General features: G+C 41.5%; 12 protein-coding genes. 9 read left to right on the plus strand and 3 right to left on the minus strand.

All coding sequences use genetic code 11. From position 1 onward, the window contains the following. Positions 1 to 191: 191 nt before the first annotated feature. Positions 192 to 2300, plus strand: a complete 2109-nt coding sequence (recJ, locus tag IQ244_RS04860) for a single-stranded-DNA-specific exonuclease RecJ (protein WP_193890383.1) — start codon at positions 192 to 194, stop codon at positions 2298 to 2300. A gap of 122 nt (positions 2301 to 2422) precedes the next feature. Here recJ and psb30 read toward each other — a convergent pair whose 3' ends face one another. Continuing rightward, positions 2423 to 2557 (minus strand): photosystem II reaction center protein Ycf12/Psb30, encoded by a 135-nt coding sequence (gene psb30, locus IQ244_RS04865; protein ID WP_015114955.1) that lies wholly within the window; start codon positions 2555 to 2557, stop codon positions 2423 to 2425. Between the two features lie 131 nt (positions 2558 to 2688). On the opposite strand from psb30, the gene IQ244_RS04870 reads away from it, so the two are divergent. The 3 genes from IQ244_RS04870 to IQ244_RS04880 all read left to right on the plus strand — a co-directional run bounded on the left by IQ244_RS04870 (position 2689) and on the right by IQ244_RS04880 (position 3965). Further along, entirely contained in the window at positions 2689 to 3039 is a 351-nt protein-coding gene (locus tag IQ244_RS04870; protein WP_193890385.1) for a YkgJ family cysteine cluster protein, read from the plus strand. A gap of 167 nt (positions 3040 to 3206) precedes the next feature. Continuing rightward, positions 3207 to 3371: a hypothetical protein gene (locus IQ244_RS04875; RefSeq protein WP_193890387.1), complete on the plus strand. Its 165-nt coding sequence runs from the start codon at positions 3207 to 3209 to the stop codon at positions 3369 to 3371. A gap of 357 nt (positions 3372 to 3728) precedes the next feature. After that, on the plus strand, positions 3729 to 3965 hold the full coding sequence (locus IQ244_RS04880) for a DUF4327 family protein (protein ID WP_015115066.1): 237 nt from the start codon (positions 3729 to 3731) through the stop codon (positions 3963 to 3965). Between the two features lie 411 nt (positions 3966 to 4376). Here the strand turns inward: IQ244_RS04880 and IQ244_RS04885 are convergent, their stop codons facing one another. After that, positions 4377 to 5432, minus strand: coding sequence for a LacI family DNA-binding transcriptional regulator (locus tag IQ244_RS04885; protein WP_228058740.1), 1056 nt, complete (start codon positions 5430 to 5432; stop codon positions 4377 to 4379). A 491-nt stretch (positions 5433 to 5923) separates the two neighbouring features. Here IQ244_RS04885 and IQ244_RS04890 point away from each other — a divergent pair, with 491 nt between their 5' ends. The 5 genes from IQ244_RS04890 (at position 5924) to IQ244_RS04910 (ending at position 12912) form a co-directional block, all read left to right on the plus strand. Continuing rightward, complete coding sequence (locus tag IQ244_RS04890; RefSeq protein WP_193890390.1) at positions 5924 to 6976, plus strand: ABC transporter substrate-binding protein; 1053 nt, start codon at positions 5924 to 5926, stop codon at positions 6974 to 6976. A 100-nt stretch (positions 6977 to 7076) separates the two neighbouring features. Beyond that, complete coding sequence (locus tag IQ244_RS04895) at positions 7077 to 8627, plus strand: sugar ABC transporter ATP-binding protein (protein ID WP_193890391.1); 1551 nt, start codon at positions 7077 to 7079, stop codon at positions 8625 to 8627. Next, positions 8624 to 9622, plus strand: coding sequence for an ABC transporter permease subunit (locus tag IQ244_RS04900; protein ID WP_193890392.1), 999 nt, complete (start codon positions 8624 to 8626; stop codon positions 9620 to 9622). Before IQ244_RS04895 ends, IQ244_RS04900 begins: the two co-directional genes overlap by 4 nt. A 122-nt stretch (positions 9623 to 9744) precedes the next feature. Further along, positions 9745 to 11145 (plus strand): sugar porter family MFS transporter, encoded by a 1401-nt coding sequence (locus tag IQ244_RS04905; RefSeq protein ID WP_193890393.1) that lies wholly within the window; start codon positions 9745 to 9747, stop codon positions 11143 to 11145. A gap of 321 nt (positions 11146 to 11466) precedes the next feature. Next, positions 11467 to 12912, plus strand: a complete 1446-nt coding sequence (locus tag IQ244_RS04910) for a sensor histidine kinase (RefSeq protein ID WP_193890394.1) — start codon at positions 11467 to 11469, stop codon at positions 12910 to 12912. 101 nt (positions 12913 to 13013) lie between these two features. Here the strand turns inward: IQ244_RS04910 and IQ244_RS04915 are convergent, their stop codons facing one another. Continuing rightward, on the minus strand, positions 13014 to 19259 hold the full coding sequence (locus IQ244_RS04915; protein WP_193890395.1) for an ATP-binding sensor histidine kinase: 6246 nt from the start codon (positions 19257 to 19259) through the stop codon (positions 13014 to 13016). Positions 19260 to 19360: the final 101 nt, after the last annotated feature.

The following is a 19360-nucleotide window of genomic DNA, read 5'->3' on the forward strand; positions in this document are numbered from 1 at the left end:
CCGGATGCACACCACACAGCCGTTTGAATTCTTCTGGTTTGAGGTTCTTTACCTTTTCGTAGCTCATAGATGTCAAGAAAGCTCTCAGCTACTTTTCCCACGCTCATGGGACTTTTGCAAGAGGTCTAATGTGTTGGAAAAGTGTTATCAGTTAAGAGTTACGCAACAACTCCCAACTATCGTCCTTCATCGTGCTAGACCGACCTTTAACAGAACGTTCACAAATTCGTAGGCGCTTACCCAATCAGCGTTGGCAAATTTACCCACAAAAAGTAGATTTAGCTGAAAAACTGGCAAGTTTAACTAATCTTTCCCCTATTATCAGCCAGTTATTAATTAATCGGGGAATTGAAACACCAGCGCAAGCACAAGCATTTTTAGAACCAGAATCGATAGTTTTACCTTCGCCTTTAGAAGAATTTCCTGATTTGGCGATGAGTGTGGAGTTGTTGCAAGAGGCGATCGCATCTCAAAGTAAAATTGCTATTTGTGGGGACTATGATGCAGACGGGATGACTAGCACTGCATTACTCTTGCGGAGTCTCCGGGCTTTAGGCGCGCAGGTAGATTATGCTATCCCTAGTCGGATGCACGAAGGTTACGGTATTAACAAACGCATCGTTGAAGAATTTCATAGTGAAGGTGTCAGGCTAATTCTCACTGTCGATAATGGTATCTCTGCTTATGAACCCATTGCTAGAGCCAGAGAACTCGGCGTAAAAGTCATTGTCACCGACCACCACGACATCCCGCAACAATTACCCCCAGCCGATGCGATTCTCAACCCCAAACTCATCGCTGAATCTTCACCTTATCGCGGTGTGGCTGGTGTTGGTGTTGCATATATTTTGGCGGTTTGTCTCGCACAACAGCTAGGCGAAACCAGAGGCTTAATTCAGCCAATGCTAGAATTATTCACTTTGGGAACTATTGCAGATTTAGCACCTTTAACTGGTGTCAATCGCCGCTGGGTAAAACGTGGTTTAAAACATTTACCTAAATCTAAGTTACCAGGAGTGCAGGCGTTAATCCAAATAGGGGGTGTGCAAGCCAAGGAGGCAGGGCAGGGGGGCAGGGGAGCAGGGGAGAAAAATTCTTCTAAATCCCTCAAACCAGAGGATATCGGCTTTCGTCTAGGGCCAAGAATTAACGCTGTTGGTCGCATTGGTGATCCGCAGACGGTGATTGATTTGCTGACTACTGATGATATAGGAATTGCGCTGACAAGAGCAATGCAGTGTGAACAAACAAACACCAGTCGTCAGCAAATGTGCGAGGAGATTGAACAAGAAGCGATCGCTTATGTAGAATCAGAATTCATCGCCTCTTTACCCCAAGACCGGGTATTGGTTGTTGTGCAACCAGAGTGGCATCATGGGGTAATTGGGATTGTCGCCTCTCGCTTGGTAGAACGCTACGGTGTGCCTGTTTTTATTGGTACTTATGAAGATGCAGGACACATCCGCGGTTCAGCGCGGGGAATTCCTGAGTTTCATGTGTTTGAGGCGTTGGAATATTGTCGAGATTTGTTAGGTAAATTCGGCGGACACAAAGCAGCGGGTGGATTTTCATTACCAGCAGAAAATTTAGAATTGGTGCGATCGCGGTTAATTGATTTTGCTAACCAGTGTCTAGAACCGCAACACCTCAAGCCACTCCTCAAAATTGATGCTCAAGCTAATTTTGATCAGATCAATCACCAGCTTTTTCAACAATTAAATGCTCTCCATCCTTGCGGTATCGATAACCCCGATCCAATTTTTTGGACAGCAAATGTCCAAGTCATGGAACAGCAAATTGTGGGGAAGGGTCATATTAAGGTGAAACTAGCCCAAACTATCAATAATCAGCAGTATACAATTAAGGCGATCGCTTGGCGTTGGCGTGATTATTACCCTTTACCCCAGCGAGTTGATGTAGCTTACAAGTTACGCGAAAATACTTTTAACGGTAATAGCACTATTGAGTTGGAGTTGGTAGGGGTGAGATTAACAACAGTCTCCTCTCAAATCTTTTACAATTCCCCCACGCACCCACTCAAAACTTCTTTTCACTACCAGGAACGTCAATATACTTGTGGTATTTATCAAAATAATTATTTACCGGAACTCAGAATCAAAAATCCTGAAGGCAAAATTCTCGTTATGCACCCAGGAAATATCATCGGACTATTGGGAACCAGTCGTGAAGAGGCTATAGAGGTTGATATATCTCAACCGCAATATGATTCCATTATTCAAGCTGCCTTGCAAGCATTATCATACATAAAGCAGAATTCAGGAGTCAGGAGTCAGAATTAGAATAGTTTTTATACTTAGCCTTTAGAATTTAATAGTATATTTTATTACTTTTAGATCCTATAAATGCTGAGTCATGAATACTGATGTTTCACTCAGCACTCAGCACTCAGCACTTGAAACTCTTACAGGTTGCCGTTGCGAAAAGCCAAAACAAAAATTACAGCAGGCCCAGCAATGACAATTAGTGCTACAGAGAGTAGCTGGAAAATAACTTCCCAATTGATACTGGTGACAGCGCTAATGATACCGTCAAACATTTTTCTCTTTCCTCCCAATTATCTTAAAACAGTTCGATAATCAATTCAGTTGCAAAACCCGCATTTGATCATATCCGGCAATGGTATGCGAGTTTTAATTTACTTAACAAAATTATAGGAAAAAACATAAAATGGCAAACTGGCAATGTGTCAAACAATGTGGAGCCTGCTGTAATCTCGACCCAGCAGAACGCCCCGATTTAGAGGAATATCTCTTGCCAGAGGAGTTAGAACTTTACCTAAGTATGGTAGGCAAAGATGGCTGGTGCATTAATTTCGACCACGATACAAGAGAATGCCAAATTTACCCCAACCGTCCGCGGTTCTGTCGGGTAGAAACTGAGGCGTTTCAAGATATGTATGGGATTGAACCAGAAGAACTCAATGATTTTGCTATAGATTGCTGTCGCCAACAAATTGAAGGGGTCTATGGCGATCGCAGTTTGGAAATGCTGCGCTTTGATAAAGCCGTGGGGATTTAAAGTTATATGAAGTTAGTTCTAATCTAAACAGATCTGAAATAGCCAGAATTCTGGGTCATACCATTTCACTTGATAGAGCATAAAAATACATATAAATAAATGTTCGTTGAGTGCATCTGTCCCGCCTCGGAATTCATTCCGAGTCTCATAGCGCAAGTCATCTGAAGATGACTCAACCAAAAATGTCTTCCAGTCCATGCTTTGTGGACTTTGGCTATGAGCCTGGAACTTTGGTTCTAGGCGGGATGTGGTTTAACACTTGTGTGTACATGGTAGGTTCCCTTGACCGAAGGTCGATGAGCAAGGAAGAACTAGCCTACTCTGATAACTGACTCCTAAATTCTGTTTTGATAACTAAAGTTGCAGTATGAACTATTATTACCTGTTAAATTATGCTTTAAGGCAGTTCCTGTAAAGCTTGAGAACTTCTTTAAGGTAGATAATACAACCTTTACAAGGGGTAAATTTTACTACTATGGGATTTTTGGATTGACTATATATCAGGTTAATGTCAGAGAATGTTGACTTTCTCAACATTTCTTTAGATAATTTTAGGGTGTGTAGCGTCAAAATGAAATTAGTTCCGTATAGCAAAATACAAAACCCTAGTTACAAGTCTAATCTCTGTCATGTTTGTTTCCTACAATAAGTGGGAATACTATCTACGTATAAATGTGTGAGTAAAAATCATGAGTGTGAATACGGTGCCTTCTATCAATTACTACTCTTTAGATGTAATCCAAGACGAAGCACGCCGACTGGTGCATAAAGGGATGGTTAGCCGACAACAGCCAATATATACACTCTGCCAATACATCCCAGCGAGAGAGTGGGTGTGCGTTGAATGTGAATTAGAAAAATGCGATTTTCTTCTGCGCGATCGCATTGGCGACCTCATTGGTCGTGAGCAATGGGACAATGACTAATTAGTCCCTGATTTCTGATTTTGGATTGGGAGTATATTTTTTTGGATGTTTAACTCGGACAAAGAACAATTTACCGCCCAACCTTCTGAAGGTACAGTCTCTAGTTTTTTACAAATATTCCCTGATCCAGAGTCTTCTATTATTTTTCTTGGCAAATAAGCATTGCAGAACCACTAAAATTTGATGTAAACAACTTTTCTCAGCAGCATTGACGAAATCATAGCCTACCGTGAGTTTATCCAGAAAAGTTGTTGCGTAAATCCAATTTCATAACTTTGAGTATTTTATCTAAATTAATTAACCGGGGCAGTTTTCTATCTCTAACTGCTCCGGTAATTTTTTTGTAGGTACGTAATTTTTCTGCTTAACTGTTCGTTACATACTTATAAACTTTACCAGCAATTTAAGTTTTCACCTCAATGTAATCACTGAATTTTTTGCTCTCGTGACTGTTGCTGTACTCCCTCTTTTAACTAAAAACGGAGAGAGAAGAATATTGTCTACAGGTTTTCCCTCAAATAACTCCAGCAACATGGTCATAGCAAATTCACCCATTTCTACCATCCGTTGACTGACTGTTGTCAGTGGTGGGGTAATGTAACTGGCCAGAGCAATATTATCAAATCCCACAAGGCTCAAATCTGCTGGTACGGAAATATTTAGTTCTTTACAGGCTAAGAGAGCGCCAATTGCGACCATATCGTTGTAGCAAAAGATGCCTGTTACGCCAGCATTAACTAGTTGAGAGAGCATTTTTTTGCCAATGTCAATATCGCTGATTGCTTGCTCATCCCGATGTGGAATTGCGACCCAATCTGTATTTTGTGTTAGACCTGCTTGAGTTAGAGCTATTTGATATCCTTCTAGGCGCTGTTGGTCGGCTTTGCTACCATCACCCACACCTAAATAACCGATACGAGTGTGTCCTAAATCTAGGAGATGTTCTACAGCTAAACAGCCACCTAGGCGGTCATCTATGGTGACTGAGTGAAAGGTTTCATTTTGATCTGCTGTGTCGATGTTAATTAAAACTGTCGGCACAGTAAATTGGGTTAACTGCTTGGTATAGTGTTTACCTATGCGTGAGTCAGCGACTAAAATTCCGTCAACTCTCCGGTAATGAAAATTCTCAATCGCAGCTATTTCCTGCTCAAAATCTCCATGTGAAGCATTTAACAACACATTTAAGCCAGCAAGTCGCGCAACTTGTTCAACTCCCTCAACTAACTCACCAAAAAAGGGATCGGCTATGGATGTGACAATTACCCCAACGGTATAAGTGCGCTGATTTTGTAAACTTTGGGCGATCGCATTTGGTACATAATTCATTTCTTGCGCCAGTCTTTTGATTTCCTCCCGCACCTTAGAACTAATCAAAGGACTGTCTCGTAAAGCGCGTGAAACTGTTGAATGAGAAACGCCTGCTTTGCGAGCAATATCTTCAATGGAAATCTTTCGTTTACTCATGTTTACCACGACCCTAGGTAACTTAAACAAAATTAACACAAATTTTATGCACACCTGTGCAAAAATAAAAAGCATCAGGAATGCACACCTGTGCATAAGCCTAATTCAAACATTAATAAAATCAGATTTAGCAATAGGTTCTTTTTGGAGAACCTGTTGCCAAAATTTGCAGAATTGGTTGAAGTCTTTAGATTATAAGATTTTTACCAATAGTTAATTAATGCTAAAAGCCCTCAGATAAATATGAGGGATCAATCTAAAAATCTGTCTAAAAAATTTTACCGACTTGAGTAAACTTTTCCCCCGCACAGGTTCAACTTTTAGCAACATCTCAAATAATGACAACTTTTTCCAGTCAAGCCGGAGTAAATATCTATCGTTAGGAGAAAGCAGAAAACAAAAGGCAGACGACAAAATTAAAAGAGGATTTTAGCTTAGTTAATATTTCTACACATATTTCCAGTTTTCCCCGCTTTTTTAATAGGATGTGAATGAATGTGAAAAAACAGGCGATGTCCAAGGACAAGCCGCTGCGCGTCTACGCAGCGACTTTATTAAGTATTGTCAGTGGTACTTTAGTCAGCTGCACCAATGTTTCTCCCAATGGCGACACAGCCACGAACACTGATACAAAAAATGTTACTGACACAACTACGCCGAGCAACAACGGTGAGCGCAATGTTAAATTACGAGCCGTTGGTGTGACACTGGGCGATTTAAGTAATCCTTTCTTCGTCGTCATGGCACAAGGCGCGGAGAAAGAAGCCAAAAAAATCGGTGGGAATGATGTCAGAGTTACCGTTGTTTCTAGCGGATATGACCTGAATCAGCAATTTAATCAAATTGAAAACTTCGTCGCGGCGAATACTGACATTATTATTTTGAATGCGGCTGACTCTAAAGGTATCAGACCAGCAGTTGAGCAAGCCAGAAAAGCAGGCAAGATTGTAATTGCGGTAGACACAGGCGTAGACGCAGAGGTAGATGCTACTGTCACCACCAATAACTTGCAAGCAGGAGAAATTAGCTGTCAATATATTGCCAATCGCCTCCAAGGTAAAGGCAATGTAGTCATAGTCAACGGGCCGCCAGTAGCTTCGGTAATTCAGCGAGTTGATGGCTGCTTGAAAGTCTTAGCCAAATATCCCGATATCAAAATCCTGTCTAAAGACCAGAACGCCGAAGGTAGCCGGGATGGGGGACTGAGAGTGATGAGCGATATTCTGGTAACTTTTCCCAAAATTGATGCTGTTTTTGCCATCAACGATCCTAGCGGTGTGGGAGTAGATTTAGCCGCCAACCAAGCCAAACGCAGCGAATTTTTCATAGTCGGAGTTGACGGTGCGCCAGAAGCCATCCAAGCGATCGCCTCTAACGATAGCTTATATGCGGCAACTGCTACTCAAAATCCCAGAGGGATGACACAAACAGCAGTTCGGGTTGGTAACGATATCTTACATGGCAAAAAACCCGCATCACCAGACATTTTGATTCCCGCCAAGTTGATTACCAAAGAGAACGTGAGTACATCAACAGGTTGGTAAGGGATTGGAAAGAAATCAGTCAAAAGTCAAAAGAAACTAATCTTTTTACTTTTGCCTTTTTACTTTTGCCTTTTTAATGCCTAACTCAGCACTGAAATTTATGACAACAAATATTCAAACTGATTTTCCGCCGTCCTCAACTGTTACCCCTGTACTAGAAATGCAGGGGATTGCTAAACGATTTCATGGTGTTGCAGCTTTGCAAGGTGTAAATCTCACCATTTATCCCGGAGAAGTTCACGCCCTCATGGGTGAAAATGGGGCAGGTAAAAGCACATTAATGAAAATTCTCGCTGGGGCTTATATTGCCGATGAAGGCGAGATTCGCATCAATGGTCAACCTGTGAAAATTACCGATCCGGGTACAGCACGCAAAGCGGGTATTAATCTGATTTATCAGGAATTGAACGTTGCACCCAATTTAACCGTTACCGAAAATATGTTTATGGGGAGCGAGTTGCAACGGGGTCAATTTTTAGACCGCAAAACAATGGAACTCGAAGCCCAGCAGGTGCTAGACAGTTTGGGGGCGACTTTTACACCGCAAACTATAGTCGGTACATTAGCGATCGCCGAACAACAACAAGTAGAAATCGCCAGGGCGCTGAAAGATAAAAGCCGGATTTTGGTCATGGATGAACCAACAGCCGCCTTATCTGACCGCGAGACTGAGAGTTTATTTCAAGTGATTCGCAAACTCCGCAACAATGGCATTGCGATTATCTACATCAGTCATCGGATGGAAGAAATCTATGCCTTGGCTGACCGAATTAGTGTACTACGTGATGGTCAATATATTGGCAGTTTGACCCGTGAAGAAATTTCGCCGCAGAGATTGGTACAAATGATGGTTGGTCGTTCCATGCAGGACTTCTACGAACATCAACGACAAAAGAACCCTGGCGCAGTGGTGTTGGAAGTCAGAAATATTAGTGATGGGCGCAAGATACAGCCAGCTAGTTTTCAACTGCGTGCGGGCGAAATTCTGGGACTAGCTGGGTTAGTGGGTGCAGGAAGGACAGAAGTATCGAGGTTGATTTTTGGTGCTGATCGCAAAGTTAGCGGTGAAGTCTTCCTAAATGGCAAAAAACTAGAGATTCATTCGCCCAGTGATGCGATCGCCGCGGGGATTGGCTACGTACCCGAAGACCGCAAAGACCAAGGTTTATTTCTAGAGATGAGTTCCCGCAAGAATATTGGACTGAATCGACTCAGACAGGATGCCAAAGGTGGCATTGTTAACTGGGGTTCAGTCAATAAGATTGCCACAGAAGCCGTTGAAAACTTCCATATTCGGTTGGCGAATTTAGAAATTAGAGCCGTGGATCTTTCCGGTGGGAATCAGCAAAAACTCTTACTGGCGCGGTGGTTAGCCATTAACCCCAGAGTATTGATGCTAGATGAACCAACACGCGGCGTAGATATCGGGGCGAAAAGCGAAATTTACCGGATTATCAGTGACTTAGCTGCCCAAGGAGTCGCAATTCTCATGGTTTCCAGCGAATTGCCCGAAATTGTCGGGATGAGCGATCGCGTTTTAGTCATGCGCGAAGGACAGTTAGTCGGCGAACTAGACGACACCCCAGACAGAGAAATCACCCAAGAAAACATTATGCACTATGCAACTGGAGCATCGGAGGTAGCATCATGAGTCAAACCTTAAGACCTGTCAATAATAGACCTAGCCAAAATTCCGCAGCCAGTCGGCGTAAATCTATCAATAATTTCTTGCAAGTTGCGGGTATTTTACCGATTCTCGTAATCATCTGCATTTTATTTTCCCTGCTAAGTCCCAACTTTTTCACAGCAGGTAACGCCGTCAACATCTTACGTCAAGCATCAATTAATATTGTGCTGGCAACCGGGATGACATTTGTGATTCTCACTGGTGGGATTGACCTTTCCGTAGGTTCAATCTTGGCTGTATCTGCCGTAGTTGCAGTATTAGTATCTTTGCTGCCGGCTTTAGGTTGGTTGGCTGTACCAGCAGCTTTACTGACAGGTTTGCTTTTAGGTTTACTCAACGGTGCGTTAATCACCTTTTTGGATGTACCGCCGTTTATTGTCACCTTGGGTTCATTAACGGCCTTAAGAGGCGCGGCCTTTTTAGTTGCCAACGGTACAACAGTTATTAACCGCAACATCAACTTTGCTTGGATAGGTAATAGCTACATCGGCCCCATTCCCTGGCTAGTCATCATTGCCCTGTTAACTGTAGCTGTGAGTTGGTTTGTGCTGCGTCAAACTGTTTTAGGTGTGCAGATATATGCAGTAGGCGGTAACGAACGAGCCGCCAGATTAACAGGTATCAAAGTCAATCGCGTCTTGCTATTTGTTTATGGCGTGAGTGGATTGCTGGCAGGTTTAGCCGGAATTATGAGCGCCAGTCGGCTGTATAGTGCCACAGGAATATTAGGACAGGGTTATGAATTAGATGCGATCGCTGCGGTTATTCTTGGTGGAACCAGCTTCACAGGCGGTATCGGCACAATTGGCGGCACATTGTTAGGTGCATTAATCATTGCCGTTCTTAACAATGGTTTGACCTTGTTAAATATGTCTTACTTCTGGCAACTCGTTGTGAAAGGCTTAGTCATCATTGCCGCCGTCATGATTGATCGACTCCGCAGACGTTCTAGGCGTTAGGCACGAGTGTAAAGGTGCAGGGCGAAGAATAGTCAGCACTATCAACTCTCCTTCTTTTCTCTGCGCCTCCGCGTCTCTGCGTGAATAACTCATAATCTTATTCCCCAACACCAAATACAACCATGACATCCACCACAACTCGTCGTAAATCCAACACCTTCTATGTAATTTTAATTGCTGGTGCTGCTGCCCTCGGTGGCTTTCTGTTCGGATTTGATACCGCCGTGATTAACGGTGCAGTTGCAGCTTTATCCACAGCTTTTAGTACCAACAGTGTACTAACTGGCCTTGCGGTATCGTTGGCATTATTAGGCTCGGCGGTGGGAGCCTTCTATGCTGGCAAAATTGCCGACCGATATGGACGAGTCAAAGCAATGGTGGTAGCTTCAGTGTTATTTACCATTAGTGCTATTGGCTCTGGAATTGCCTTTGGCATTTGGGATTTTATCTTTTGGCGGCTGTTGGGTGGACTTGCGGTTGGTGCTGCCAGTGTGATTGCCCCAGCTTACATTGCTGAGTGTTCTCCTAGCAATTTGCGCGGTAGGTTAGGGTCTTTGCAACAACTAGCGATCGTCATTGGCATTTTCATTGCCTTACTATGTGACTACTTTATAGCAGTATCAGCAGGTTCAGCCGAGTCGCCCTTTTTATTTGGGATTGCTGCTTGGCGGTGGATGTTTTGGACAGAAATTCCGCCGGCGGTGCTGTATGGGATGGCCGCTTTAATGATTCCTGAATCGCCTCGCTATTTAGTAGCTCAAGGACGAGAGCCAGAAGCCGCCAATGTTCTTAGTAAAATTATCGGCGGTAATGTTTTAGCCAAAATCGAGGAAATTCGCCAAACAGTCATGAGAGAACGGGAGCCGCAATTTTCTGACCTCTTACGCCGGAGTGGCGGACTTCTCCCCATAGTTTGGGTTGGTATCGGTATATCTTTACTTCAGCAATTCGTCGGTATTAACGTCATCTTTTACTACAGCAGCGTTTTATGGCGGGCGGTTGGCTTTTCCGAAAAAGATTCCCTCTCAATTACAGTGATCACAGGTGCAGTAAATATTATTACTACATTAGTAGCGATCGCTTTCGTCGATAAATTTGGTCGTAAACCCCTATTGATTCTCGGCTCAATCGGTATGACCATTACCTTGGGAACAATGGCATCAATTTTCGGCACAGCCCCAATAGATGCTGCTGGGAATCCAAGCCTGACCGGAAGTGCAGGTATTGTCGCTCTTGTTGCCGCCAATCTCTATGTATTTTGCTTTGGTTTTTCCTGGGGGCCAGTTACCTGGGTACTGTTAGGCGAAATGTTCAACAACAAAATTCGGGCTGCTGCACTGTCTGTGGCGGCGGCGATGCAATGGGTAGCAAATTTCGCTGTGTCTATATCCTTTCCTCCCATCCTGCAATATTTCGGCTTAGGTGCAGCCTACGGAATCTATACCACTGCGGCAGCTATCTCACTGTTTTTCGTTCTCTTTTTTATCAAGGAAACCAAAGGAATGGAATTAGAAGATATGTAAGCCAGGAAACAGTAGGCTTGTCCGGAATATTAGCTGAGGAAAAGCCTGGGGATTTAAATTTAACTACTAGTTAATATTTGATATTGATTTGGGCAAAATGATCTCAGGCTCTTTCCATTACAGTAGATTTGGCTAAATTCTCTAACGATAACTTCTTCACCAGCAGCAAATTCATAGATATGAGCAACTGTGCTAACACAAAATCTCTGTATGGCTATCACATTTTCAAGTTACTTAACTCTGGTAATAGACAAATCAATTTACTGTATTGAGATATACATAGCTTCCTCAATGTCTAAAACTAAAAAATCATAAATCAGTATGTCTATTGAAGAGTTAAATCAAGAATTAATCAGCCTACGCCAATGCCTTCAGCAACTCAAAAAAGATAATGCTGAACTACGCCAGACAGTTCTAGAATATACTAATCAATTACAGCAATACAAGAGTGAACGGCAAGCTGCACTGCATGAGCGTCAACGGATAGAAGAACAATTGCAAACTACTCAACAGTTTCTGCATTCTGTAATTCAAACCATGCCTGTAGCAGTTTTTGTCAAAGATGCGGCTGATCTGCGAATTGTCTTATGTAATCAAGCCGCAGAAAAGTTAGCTGGTGTCAGTGCTGATGAAATTTTAGGGAAGAACGACTACGACTTATTTCCCAAAGAAGAGGCCGATTTCTTTACTCAGCGAGATCACGAAGCACTTGATAGCAAAACATTATTAGAGATTCCTGAAGAAATAATTCGCAAAAAAAGCGGCGAAAGCCGGATTTTACAGATTAAAAAAGCTCCGATTCTTGATTCTCAAGGTGAGCCTAAATATTTACTCGTGGTTCGAGACGATATTACAGAACATAAACAAGCAGAAGCTCAACTCAAACAGCAAGCAATAGAACTAGAGCAAACTCTCAAAGAATTACAAAGTACCCAAGCTCAACTTATCCAAAGTGAGAAAATGTCGTCTCTGGGTCAATTAGTTGCTGGAGTTGCCCATGAAATCAATAATCCAGTAAATTTTATCTATGGCAATTTAACTTATGCTAACCAATATATCCAACAACTACTGAATCTACTTCATCTTTACCGCATAAACTATCCCAATCCTGCTCTGGAAATTCAAACGACAATTCAAGAGATGGAATTCGATTTTTTAGTCGAAGATTTGCTAAAATTACTCTCTTCAATGGAAGTCGGTGCTGAACGCATACAGCAAATTGTGGTTTCTCTTCGTACCTTTTCGCGGCTAGATGAAGCCGAGTTAAAAGCAGTGGATATTCATCAGGGTATTGACAGTACACTGAGTATTTTGGAACATCGTTTGAAAACTAGAGCCAATCATGTCCCAATTCAGGTTCTGAAAGATTATGACAATTTACCTTTAGTTGAGTGCTATGCTCGCCAGCTAAATCAAGTATTTATGAATATTTTGTCCAATGCAATCGATGCTTTAGAAGAGTCATTAATTCAAGAAAAATTCTCACATACCCAGCCAGAAATTCGGATTTGTACTCAACAACTGAATGCTCAACAAATCCTTATTCGGATTATCGATAATGGCCCTGGTATTCCCGAACAAGTTAGACAAAAGTTATTTGATCCTTTTTTTACTACCAAAGCTGTTGGTAAAGGTTCTGGGCTAGGTTTATCGGTTAGCTATCAAATTATTACTGAGCAACACGGTGGTTCGTTAGAGTGTATTTCATCTGTTTATCAAGGAGCAGAATTTATCATAAAAATCCCAGTTGCACAGTTCCAAAAATAATTCCAATTTTAAGTTATGAAACATTCTATCGCTGGCGAATGAACAACAATATATTATCGATGACTCTAGGTTTTTGGGTAATTCTGAATCCTCAGCTAAAATTATGTAACGCCATTTTTGCTAGATTCATCTGTTAGTGGGAGGAAAATTACAAATTCTGTTCCCTGGCCTAACACAGAATTAACTGCGATTTTACCACCATGTTTTTCTTCAACAATTTGGCGGGCGATCGCTAGTCCAATTCCGGTTCCTTTGCCAACACCTTTTGTTGTAAATAAATAGTCAAATATGTGTGTTTTCACCTCTTCACTTATACCTTTACCATTATCAGCAATGGAGATTTTGACGTTGTGATGATCAATTACAGTTCTCACGATAATTTTGTGAGGATTTAGTTTAATATTCTCGAAACTACGCCCGACACTGGATTCTTCTAAAGCATCAATGGCATTGGCCATTATATTCATAAATACCTGATTTAATTGCCCAGGAAAACAGGCGATCGGTTGCAGACTATCGTAATCTGTAACTACGATGATTTCTGGATGATGTTCGTTAGCTTTGAGGCGATGTTTGAGAATTAAAATTGTACTATCAATGCCTTCATTAATATTAAATAGTACTTTGTAATTTTGATCAGCACGGGAGAAAGTTCTTAAACTGGTGCTGATATTGTTTAATCTTTCACAAGCCATAACCATTGCATCAAGTATTTTTGGCAAATCTTCTAAGCTATAATCCAAGTCAATTTCTTCAGCATGATCGAGAATTTCGTCTTGAGGATTTGGTAGAGCTTGTTGATATAGTTTAAGGTGTTCGGTAATATCAGACAAGGTAGGTTGAGCTTGTTTCAGACTCGCCGAAATAAAGCCAAGCGGATTGTTCATTTCATGAGCTATACCTGCAACTAAGTTACCTAATGCAGACATCTTTTCATTTTGTACCATTTGCAGTTGTGCTTGTTGTAGTTTTTGTAGTGCTTTTTCTAAATCCTGGGATTTTTGTTGAATAGCAGCTTCTGTTTGTTTGCGATCGCGAATATCTCGAATAATGGTTGATATGTATTCAACTTCATCGGCGGCGTTTTTATGGGCAATGATTACCTGAGAAACGGGAATTTCATTGCCTTGGATATCGAAAATAGCTGATTCACCACTCCAAGTTCCTTGGTGGATAGCAGTGGGAATGCCAACTGTTTGTAGATGTGCCATCGCTATCGGAGGGGTGATAGTAGAAATGTGGAATCCGGTGTTCATCTGCCAAACCCTCTGTCCAGCTGGATTAATATAGAGACTATTACCATTGGCATCGGCAATGCCTACAATATCTGGAGTAGCATCCAAAATTCGCAGCAGTCGCTGTTGTTCTTGTTCTGCACGTTTGCGATCGCTAATATCAATCAAAATACCATCCCATACCATTTCACCATTTTCCCTAAGTTCTGGCTGGGAAGCGGCTTTTACCCACTTGATATTCCCATTGGGTGTAATAATGCGCCACTCATGTTGAAATGGAGTAAGATTTTGCGCTGACTTCATAGTTGCGCGAAAAGCCTCGGCTTGATCGTCGGGATGTTCAAAATCACGCAGACTATATTTACCTGACATGATATCCTCAGCCGCCACTTCGTAGAGAGTTTGACACCCAGAACTGACATAAGACACAGAAGATGAACCATCGGCTTGAATCCGAATTTGATAAATCAATCCCGGAATATTATCTGCTAGTTTCTGAAAACGAGTTTCACTCAGGCGTAACTGGTCTAGAGATTGTTCTAACTGTTGAGCATAAATTTGCGAATCTTGATAAAGACTGGCATTTTTCAAAGAAATCGCCGCTTGGGTACACAGAAAATTGAGAATTAGGATGCGATCGCTGGTAAATACCCTACTAGCACAGTGATTCTTTAAATACAAAATCCCGATTAAATTTCCTTGATTGAGAATCGGCAAACACAATAAACTTTTCGGTTGTCGTTGAACTAAATACTCATCAATTACAGGTAAATCAGTTTGAAGTTCATCAATCACCACAATTTCTTGGGTGTTTTTCACGTACTGGATAAACTTGACTGGTAAATTGGGATTGTCTTCTAAAGGTTCGCAAAAAAGTTCGATTTTATCGGGCGTGGCGATAGCTCTCACTTGCCATTCTCCTTGATTATCAGGCAAAATTAAAGCGCAGCGATCGCCCCCAGAATGTTGCAAAATAAGCTGAGTCAGTTGTTTGAGCAGTTCATCAAGTTGAATTGTCCCGGAGATGGCGTAGGAAGCTTTGAGGATGGCGGAAAAATCCAAGGCAACATTGAGACTACTGCTAGAAGAACAACTTTGCTCCTGAAAACTGTGAACGGGAACAGGAGGATTTCCTTTCACTGATACTGTTTCCAGTATATTTAGCGATTGTACTTTTTGCTGGAGAATGAGTTGCAGTAAATTGGCGTAGCGGTTTTCCAAATCTTTGGTTTTGGCTCGGCTACCCCAACGCGCGTAACAGTAATATGCCTCTTGCATATAACCTGCGGCCACTTTCTCTTTGCCCCAATTCCGATAAAATTTAGCAGCCAGTTCATTACTGAGTGCTTCTTCTTGTAGATAACCGTGGGTTTTTGCTCCAGCAATGGCTAAATCATAATGCGCCATTGCATCATAATATTGACCCAAAACTCGACATTTTTCTGCGGCTATAAGTTGCCAGCGATGTTGATGGTTGAAAGGAGCTAAATTTGCCCAATTTTGCAGTTTTTCTTGATGACTATTGACTCGCTCTAAAATCACTGATTGTTGTTCAGCATCCGCCTTTTCATACTGTGCCAGATGAATTAAGGCATCATAGAAAACTCGAACAACTACCATGAAATAGCCAATACCAGCATCATTGTGCTGTTCTGCTACAGTTGCTTGTTCCCAAGCTTGTTCATATTCTCCGAACAGATAACAGAGAATGGCTTGAGACAACGAAACATGAAATAACCCAACTCGATTATGAGTAGCTTGTAAATGAGGTAAAACCTGGGTTGCATTGAAGACTTCACCTGCTAATAAATAGGGGATTTCTGACGCTCCCAATAAGTTGAGAATTGTTTGTTGGTAACACTCATGATATTTTAAAGTTGCTTCTTGTTTGACCTGGCGGATGACTTGCCGATAAGCCTCCATTTCCTCGGACAACGCAATTAATTCTCGACCACTCCAATAGCTGTACTGACCGTATGTCATGAGGTTCAGTGCCACACATTCCCAATCTCCGGTTTCCAGTCCATTTTGGTAGCCTTCCAGCAGAAATTGGATAGACTGACTTAAGGGTTCTTTCCAATGACAAATAAAGCTGTTGACAATAAAATAAGCTCGGCTTTTGAAGGCGTTAATCTGGTATTTTTCTAGTAACTTTAATGATAATTGTCCAAATTCATACCCAGCATCAATATCTCCCATAACACCACAGAGAATCAATCCGTAGTCTGCATAAGAAAAAATGGCAATAGAGGAATTCCCAAACTTAATAGATATCTCAACTTGCTTGAAGATGAGTAATGGTAAAAGTGGGGGTACCGCAATATGTGCTGAAGGTACTAGTTTTGTTAATATCTGCATTGCTGCGAGTTGATGGGGGTCATTCATCGCTGGCAAATCTAGCAAACTTAAGGGTGCGCGTTCCTGCCAAAGTTTTTGTGCCTGTTGGGCTGCTGTGCCAATATCTGCCATAGTTGGCTGTTCGGGAAATTCCACACCGAGTAATTTCAATACCTGCAACCCAGTTTCTACCACTTCGGCAAATTTACCTTGAGAACGGAATGCCATCATTCGAGTTTCATGGACTTTGATGGTGTCAAGCACCGACGTAGCAAATTGCAATACGATGTCACCCCAAGGTGTCAACTTGTCAAAGTCTGTATTTAAGCAAGCTGCTTCTAAACGCTGGTGATGCAGATTCAAAGTTAATTCATAGTGTTTTGTCCAAGCATCAGCAGGTAGTAAATCAATCCCTTGGGTGAAGTAGTTGACGGCTGCATTATAGGCGATCGCACTTTTAGCTTTGCATCCCGCCATTAAATTCAGTTGAGCTAACTTTAGTTGTTCATCAGGCTGAGTAATTAAATCAATGCCTTTATTTAGATGATTGACAATCTCAAATATATGTGCATCTAGTTGAGTATCCAATGTATTGGCGTACAGTAATTGACCGATCGCCAGATGGGTGGCTTGTTTGTGATCTTCGGCAATAAGTTTATATGCAGCTTGTTGAATGCGATCGTGCAGAAAGCGATAAGTCAAATTGACAGAATCATCATCAACATTTTTCTGGGAATCAGTTTGTTTTTGACTCTCTATTTGAAAGAATTTGTAAGTTTGGCTAGTGGGTAAAACCAAACCTTCTTGTACAGCTTTCCATAATGCTGTCGCCGCATCGGTGACAGATTGCAGAGAAACAATCGCCAAGGTTTTTAAATCAAAAGAATTACCAATACAAGCGGCTAACTTCAACACATTTTGGGTTTCGTCAGGTAATTTTTGCAACTGTTTGGCGACGAACTCAACTACATCATCAGTCAGGGATAGCGCTTGAATTTGGGTAATATCACATTCCCAATAGCCGTGCTGAGGATTAAATGTAATTTCCCCATCTTCATACAAAGCTTTGAGAAACTGGGTGATAAAAAACGGATTACCTTGAGTCTTGCGCTCAATTAACTCTGTCAGAGGACGGGTTTTGGAGTATCTCTCCGTCTCACAACGTAAGGTATCAGCTACTAACTGATTGACATCTTGATGAGCTAAAGGAGCGAGGGTAATAGTATTAATTGTCTTACCTGCTTTCTTCATCTCCTCCACCGTCAATATTAACGGGTGTGCCGGTGAAACTTCATTGTCTCGATAAGCACCCAATAACAGCAGATAGTTTTCATCCTCCATCAACAGTTTAATTAACTGCAAAGAAGCCAAATCTGCCCATTGTAAATCATCCAAAAACATCACTAAAGGATGGTCTGATGTAGTGAAAATAGCAATAAACTTTTGAAACAGCACATTAAACCGATTTTGTGCCGCAGTTCCTGATAGTTCTGGTGCAGGTGTTTGTTTACCAATTACTAGTTCTAGTTCGGGAATTACCTCAATTAAAACTTGCCCGTTGTCCCCTACCACTTCTAAAATTTGACTGCGCCATTGTACCAAATTTGTATCCGATTCTGATAACAATTGCCCCATCAAATCGCGCAAAGCTTGGACAAAAGCACTGAAGGGAATATTCCGATTAAATTGGTCAAACTTTCCTTTAATAAAATACCCTTGCTGACGGGTAATCGGCTTGTGGACTTCATTAACGACAGCAGTTTTGCCAATCCCCGAAAATCCCGCCACCAGCATCATTTCGGAAGTGCCATTAGCAACACGGTCAAACGCTTGTAATAAGCTATTAACCTCGGCTTCTCTACCATATAATTTTTCGGGAATCAGGAAGCGATCGCATACATCCCGTTGACCGATTTTAAAATCTGTAATTTCTTCTGTATCTTGGAGTTGATCTAGACAAAATTCTAAATCATACTTTAATCCCAAAGCGCTTTGATATCTATCTTCGGCATTTTTCGCCATTAACTTCATCACGATATCTGAAAGCACTTGAGGAATTTTTTCACTTTTGATTTCATGAGGAATTTTTGCCAGATGACAATGCACCAACTCCATCGGATCATCACAATTAAATGGTAATTTTCCGGTTAATAACTCATAAAATGTCACCCCCAAAGAATAAAAATCACTCCGGTAGTCAATTCCTCGGTTCATTCTCCCAGTTTGTTCTGGGGAGATATAAGTCAGAGTTCCTTCCAAAACATTCAGACTGTTAATTTGTTGGGTTTCTTTCGGCAGTAGTGAAGCGATACTAAAGTCAATTAGTTGAATTTGTTTTGTTTGTGGATGAATCAGGATATTTGCAGGTTTGATATCTTTATGAATCACCCGATTTTGGTGTAATTCATGAAGACTGGTAATTAATTGAATAGCGATGATTAAAAATTCTGCCAGGGAGAGGGTGTGGGTTTGAATATATTCACGTAATGCGATTCCCCCTGTATCTGCCATAACCAAAATATAACCATTGTCGTAGGTTTCTAATGATAATGGCTGAATTATCCCCGCAATTTGTAGATTTTTGCTAATAGTGTATTGATTACGAAGTTGTAGTAGTTCGTTGAAACTCGGATATTCTGAAGTCAACAATTTGATGACGACTGGGAGTTGATCTGATTCACGAATAGCTCGATATACTTTGGTTCTGGAGCCTATATAAAGTTGTGAGTTAATTTTATACCCAGGAATGATGGGGCTAGAGTTGACTATCGCCATCTATACATACCTCATGTCATCAAAAAGTAGTGCAGAATGTTTCTACATTCCGTTATTATTCCCATTAACTAGATGTTGACTAACAATATACAGAGGTAGGA

Source organism: Nostoc sp. LEGE 06077 (assembly GCF_015207705.1).
In the GTDB taxonomy this organism is placed as follows: domain Bacteria; phylum Cyanobacteriota; class Cyanobacteriia; order Cyanobacteriales; family Nostocaceae; genus Nostoc_B.

Excerpts from the sequence above, each read along its gene's own strand:
- IQ244_RS04885 (WP_228058740.1), bottom strand. The coding sequence starts at position 5,432 with ATGAGTAAACGAAAGATTTCCATTGAAGATATTGCTCGCAAAGCAGGC.
- IQ244_RS04895 (WP_193890391.1), top strand. The coding sequence starts at position 7,077 with ATGACAACAAATATTCAAACTGATTTTCCGCCGTCCTCAACTGTTACC.
- IQ244_RS04900 (WP_193890392.1), top strand. The coding sequence starts at position 8,624 with ATGAGTCAAACCTTAAGACCTGTCAATAATAGACCTAGCCAAAATTCC.
- IQ244_RS04890 (WP_193890390.1), top strand. The coding sequence starts at position 5,924 with ATGAATGTGAAAAAACAGGCGATGTCCAAGGACAAGCCGCTGCGCGTC.
- IQ244_RS04870 (WP_193890385.1), top strand. The coding sequence starts at position 2,689 with ATGGCAAACTGGCAATGTGTCAAACAATGTGGAGCCTGCTGTAATCTC.
- IQ244_RS04915 (WP_193890395.1), bottom strand. The coding sequence starts at position 19,259 with ATGGCGATAGTCAACTCTAGCCCCATCATTCCTGGGTATAAAATTAAC.
- IQ244_RS04905 (WP_193890393.1), top strand. The coding sequence starts at position 9,745 with ATGACATCCACCACAACTCGTCGTAAATCCAACACCTTCTATGTAATT.
- IQ244_RS04875 (WP_193890387.1), top strand. The coding sequence starts at position 3,207 with ATGACTCAACCAAAAATGTCTTCCAGTCCATGCTTTGTGGACTTTGGC.
- IQ244_RS04880 (WP_015115066.1), top strand. The coding sequence starts at position 3,729 with ATGAGTGTGAATACGGTGCCTTCTATCAATTACTACTCTTTAGATGTA.
- psb30 (WP_015114955.1), bottom strand. The coding sequence starts at position 2,557 with ATGTTTGACGGTATCATTAGCGCTGTCACCAGTATCAATTGGGAAGTT.
- IQ244_RS04910 (WP_193890394.1), top strand. The coding sequence starts at position 11,467 with ATGTCTATTGAAGAGTTAAATCAAGAATTAATCAGCCTACGCCAATGC.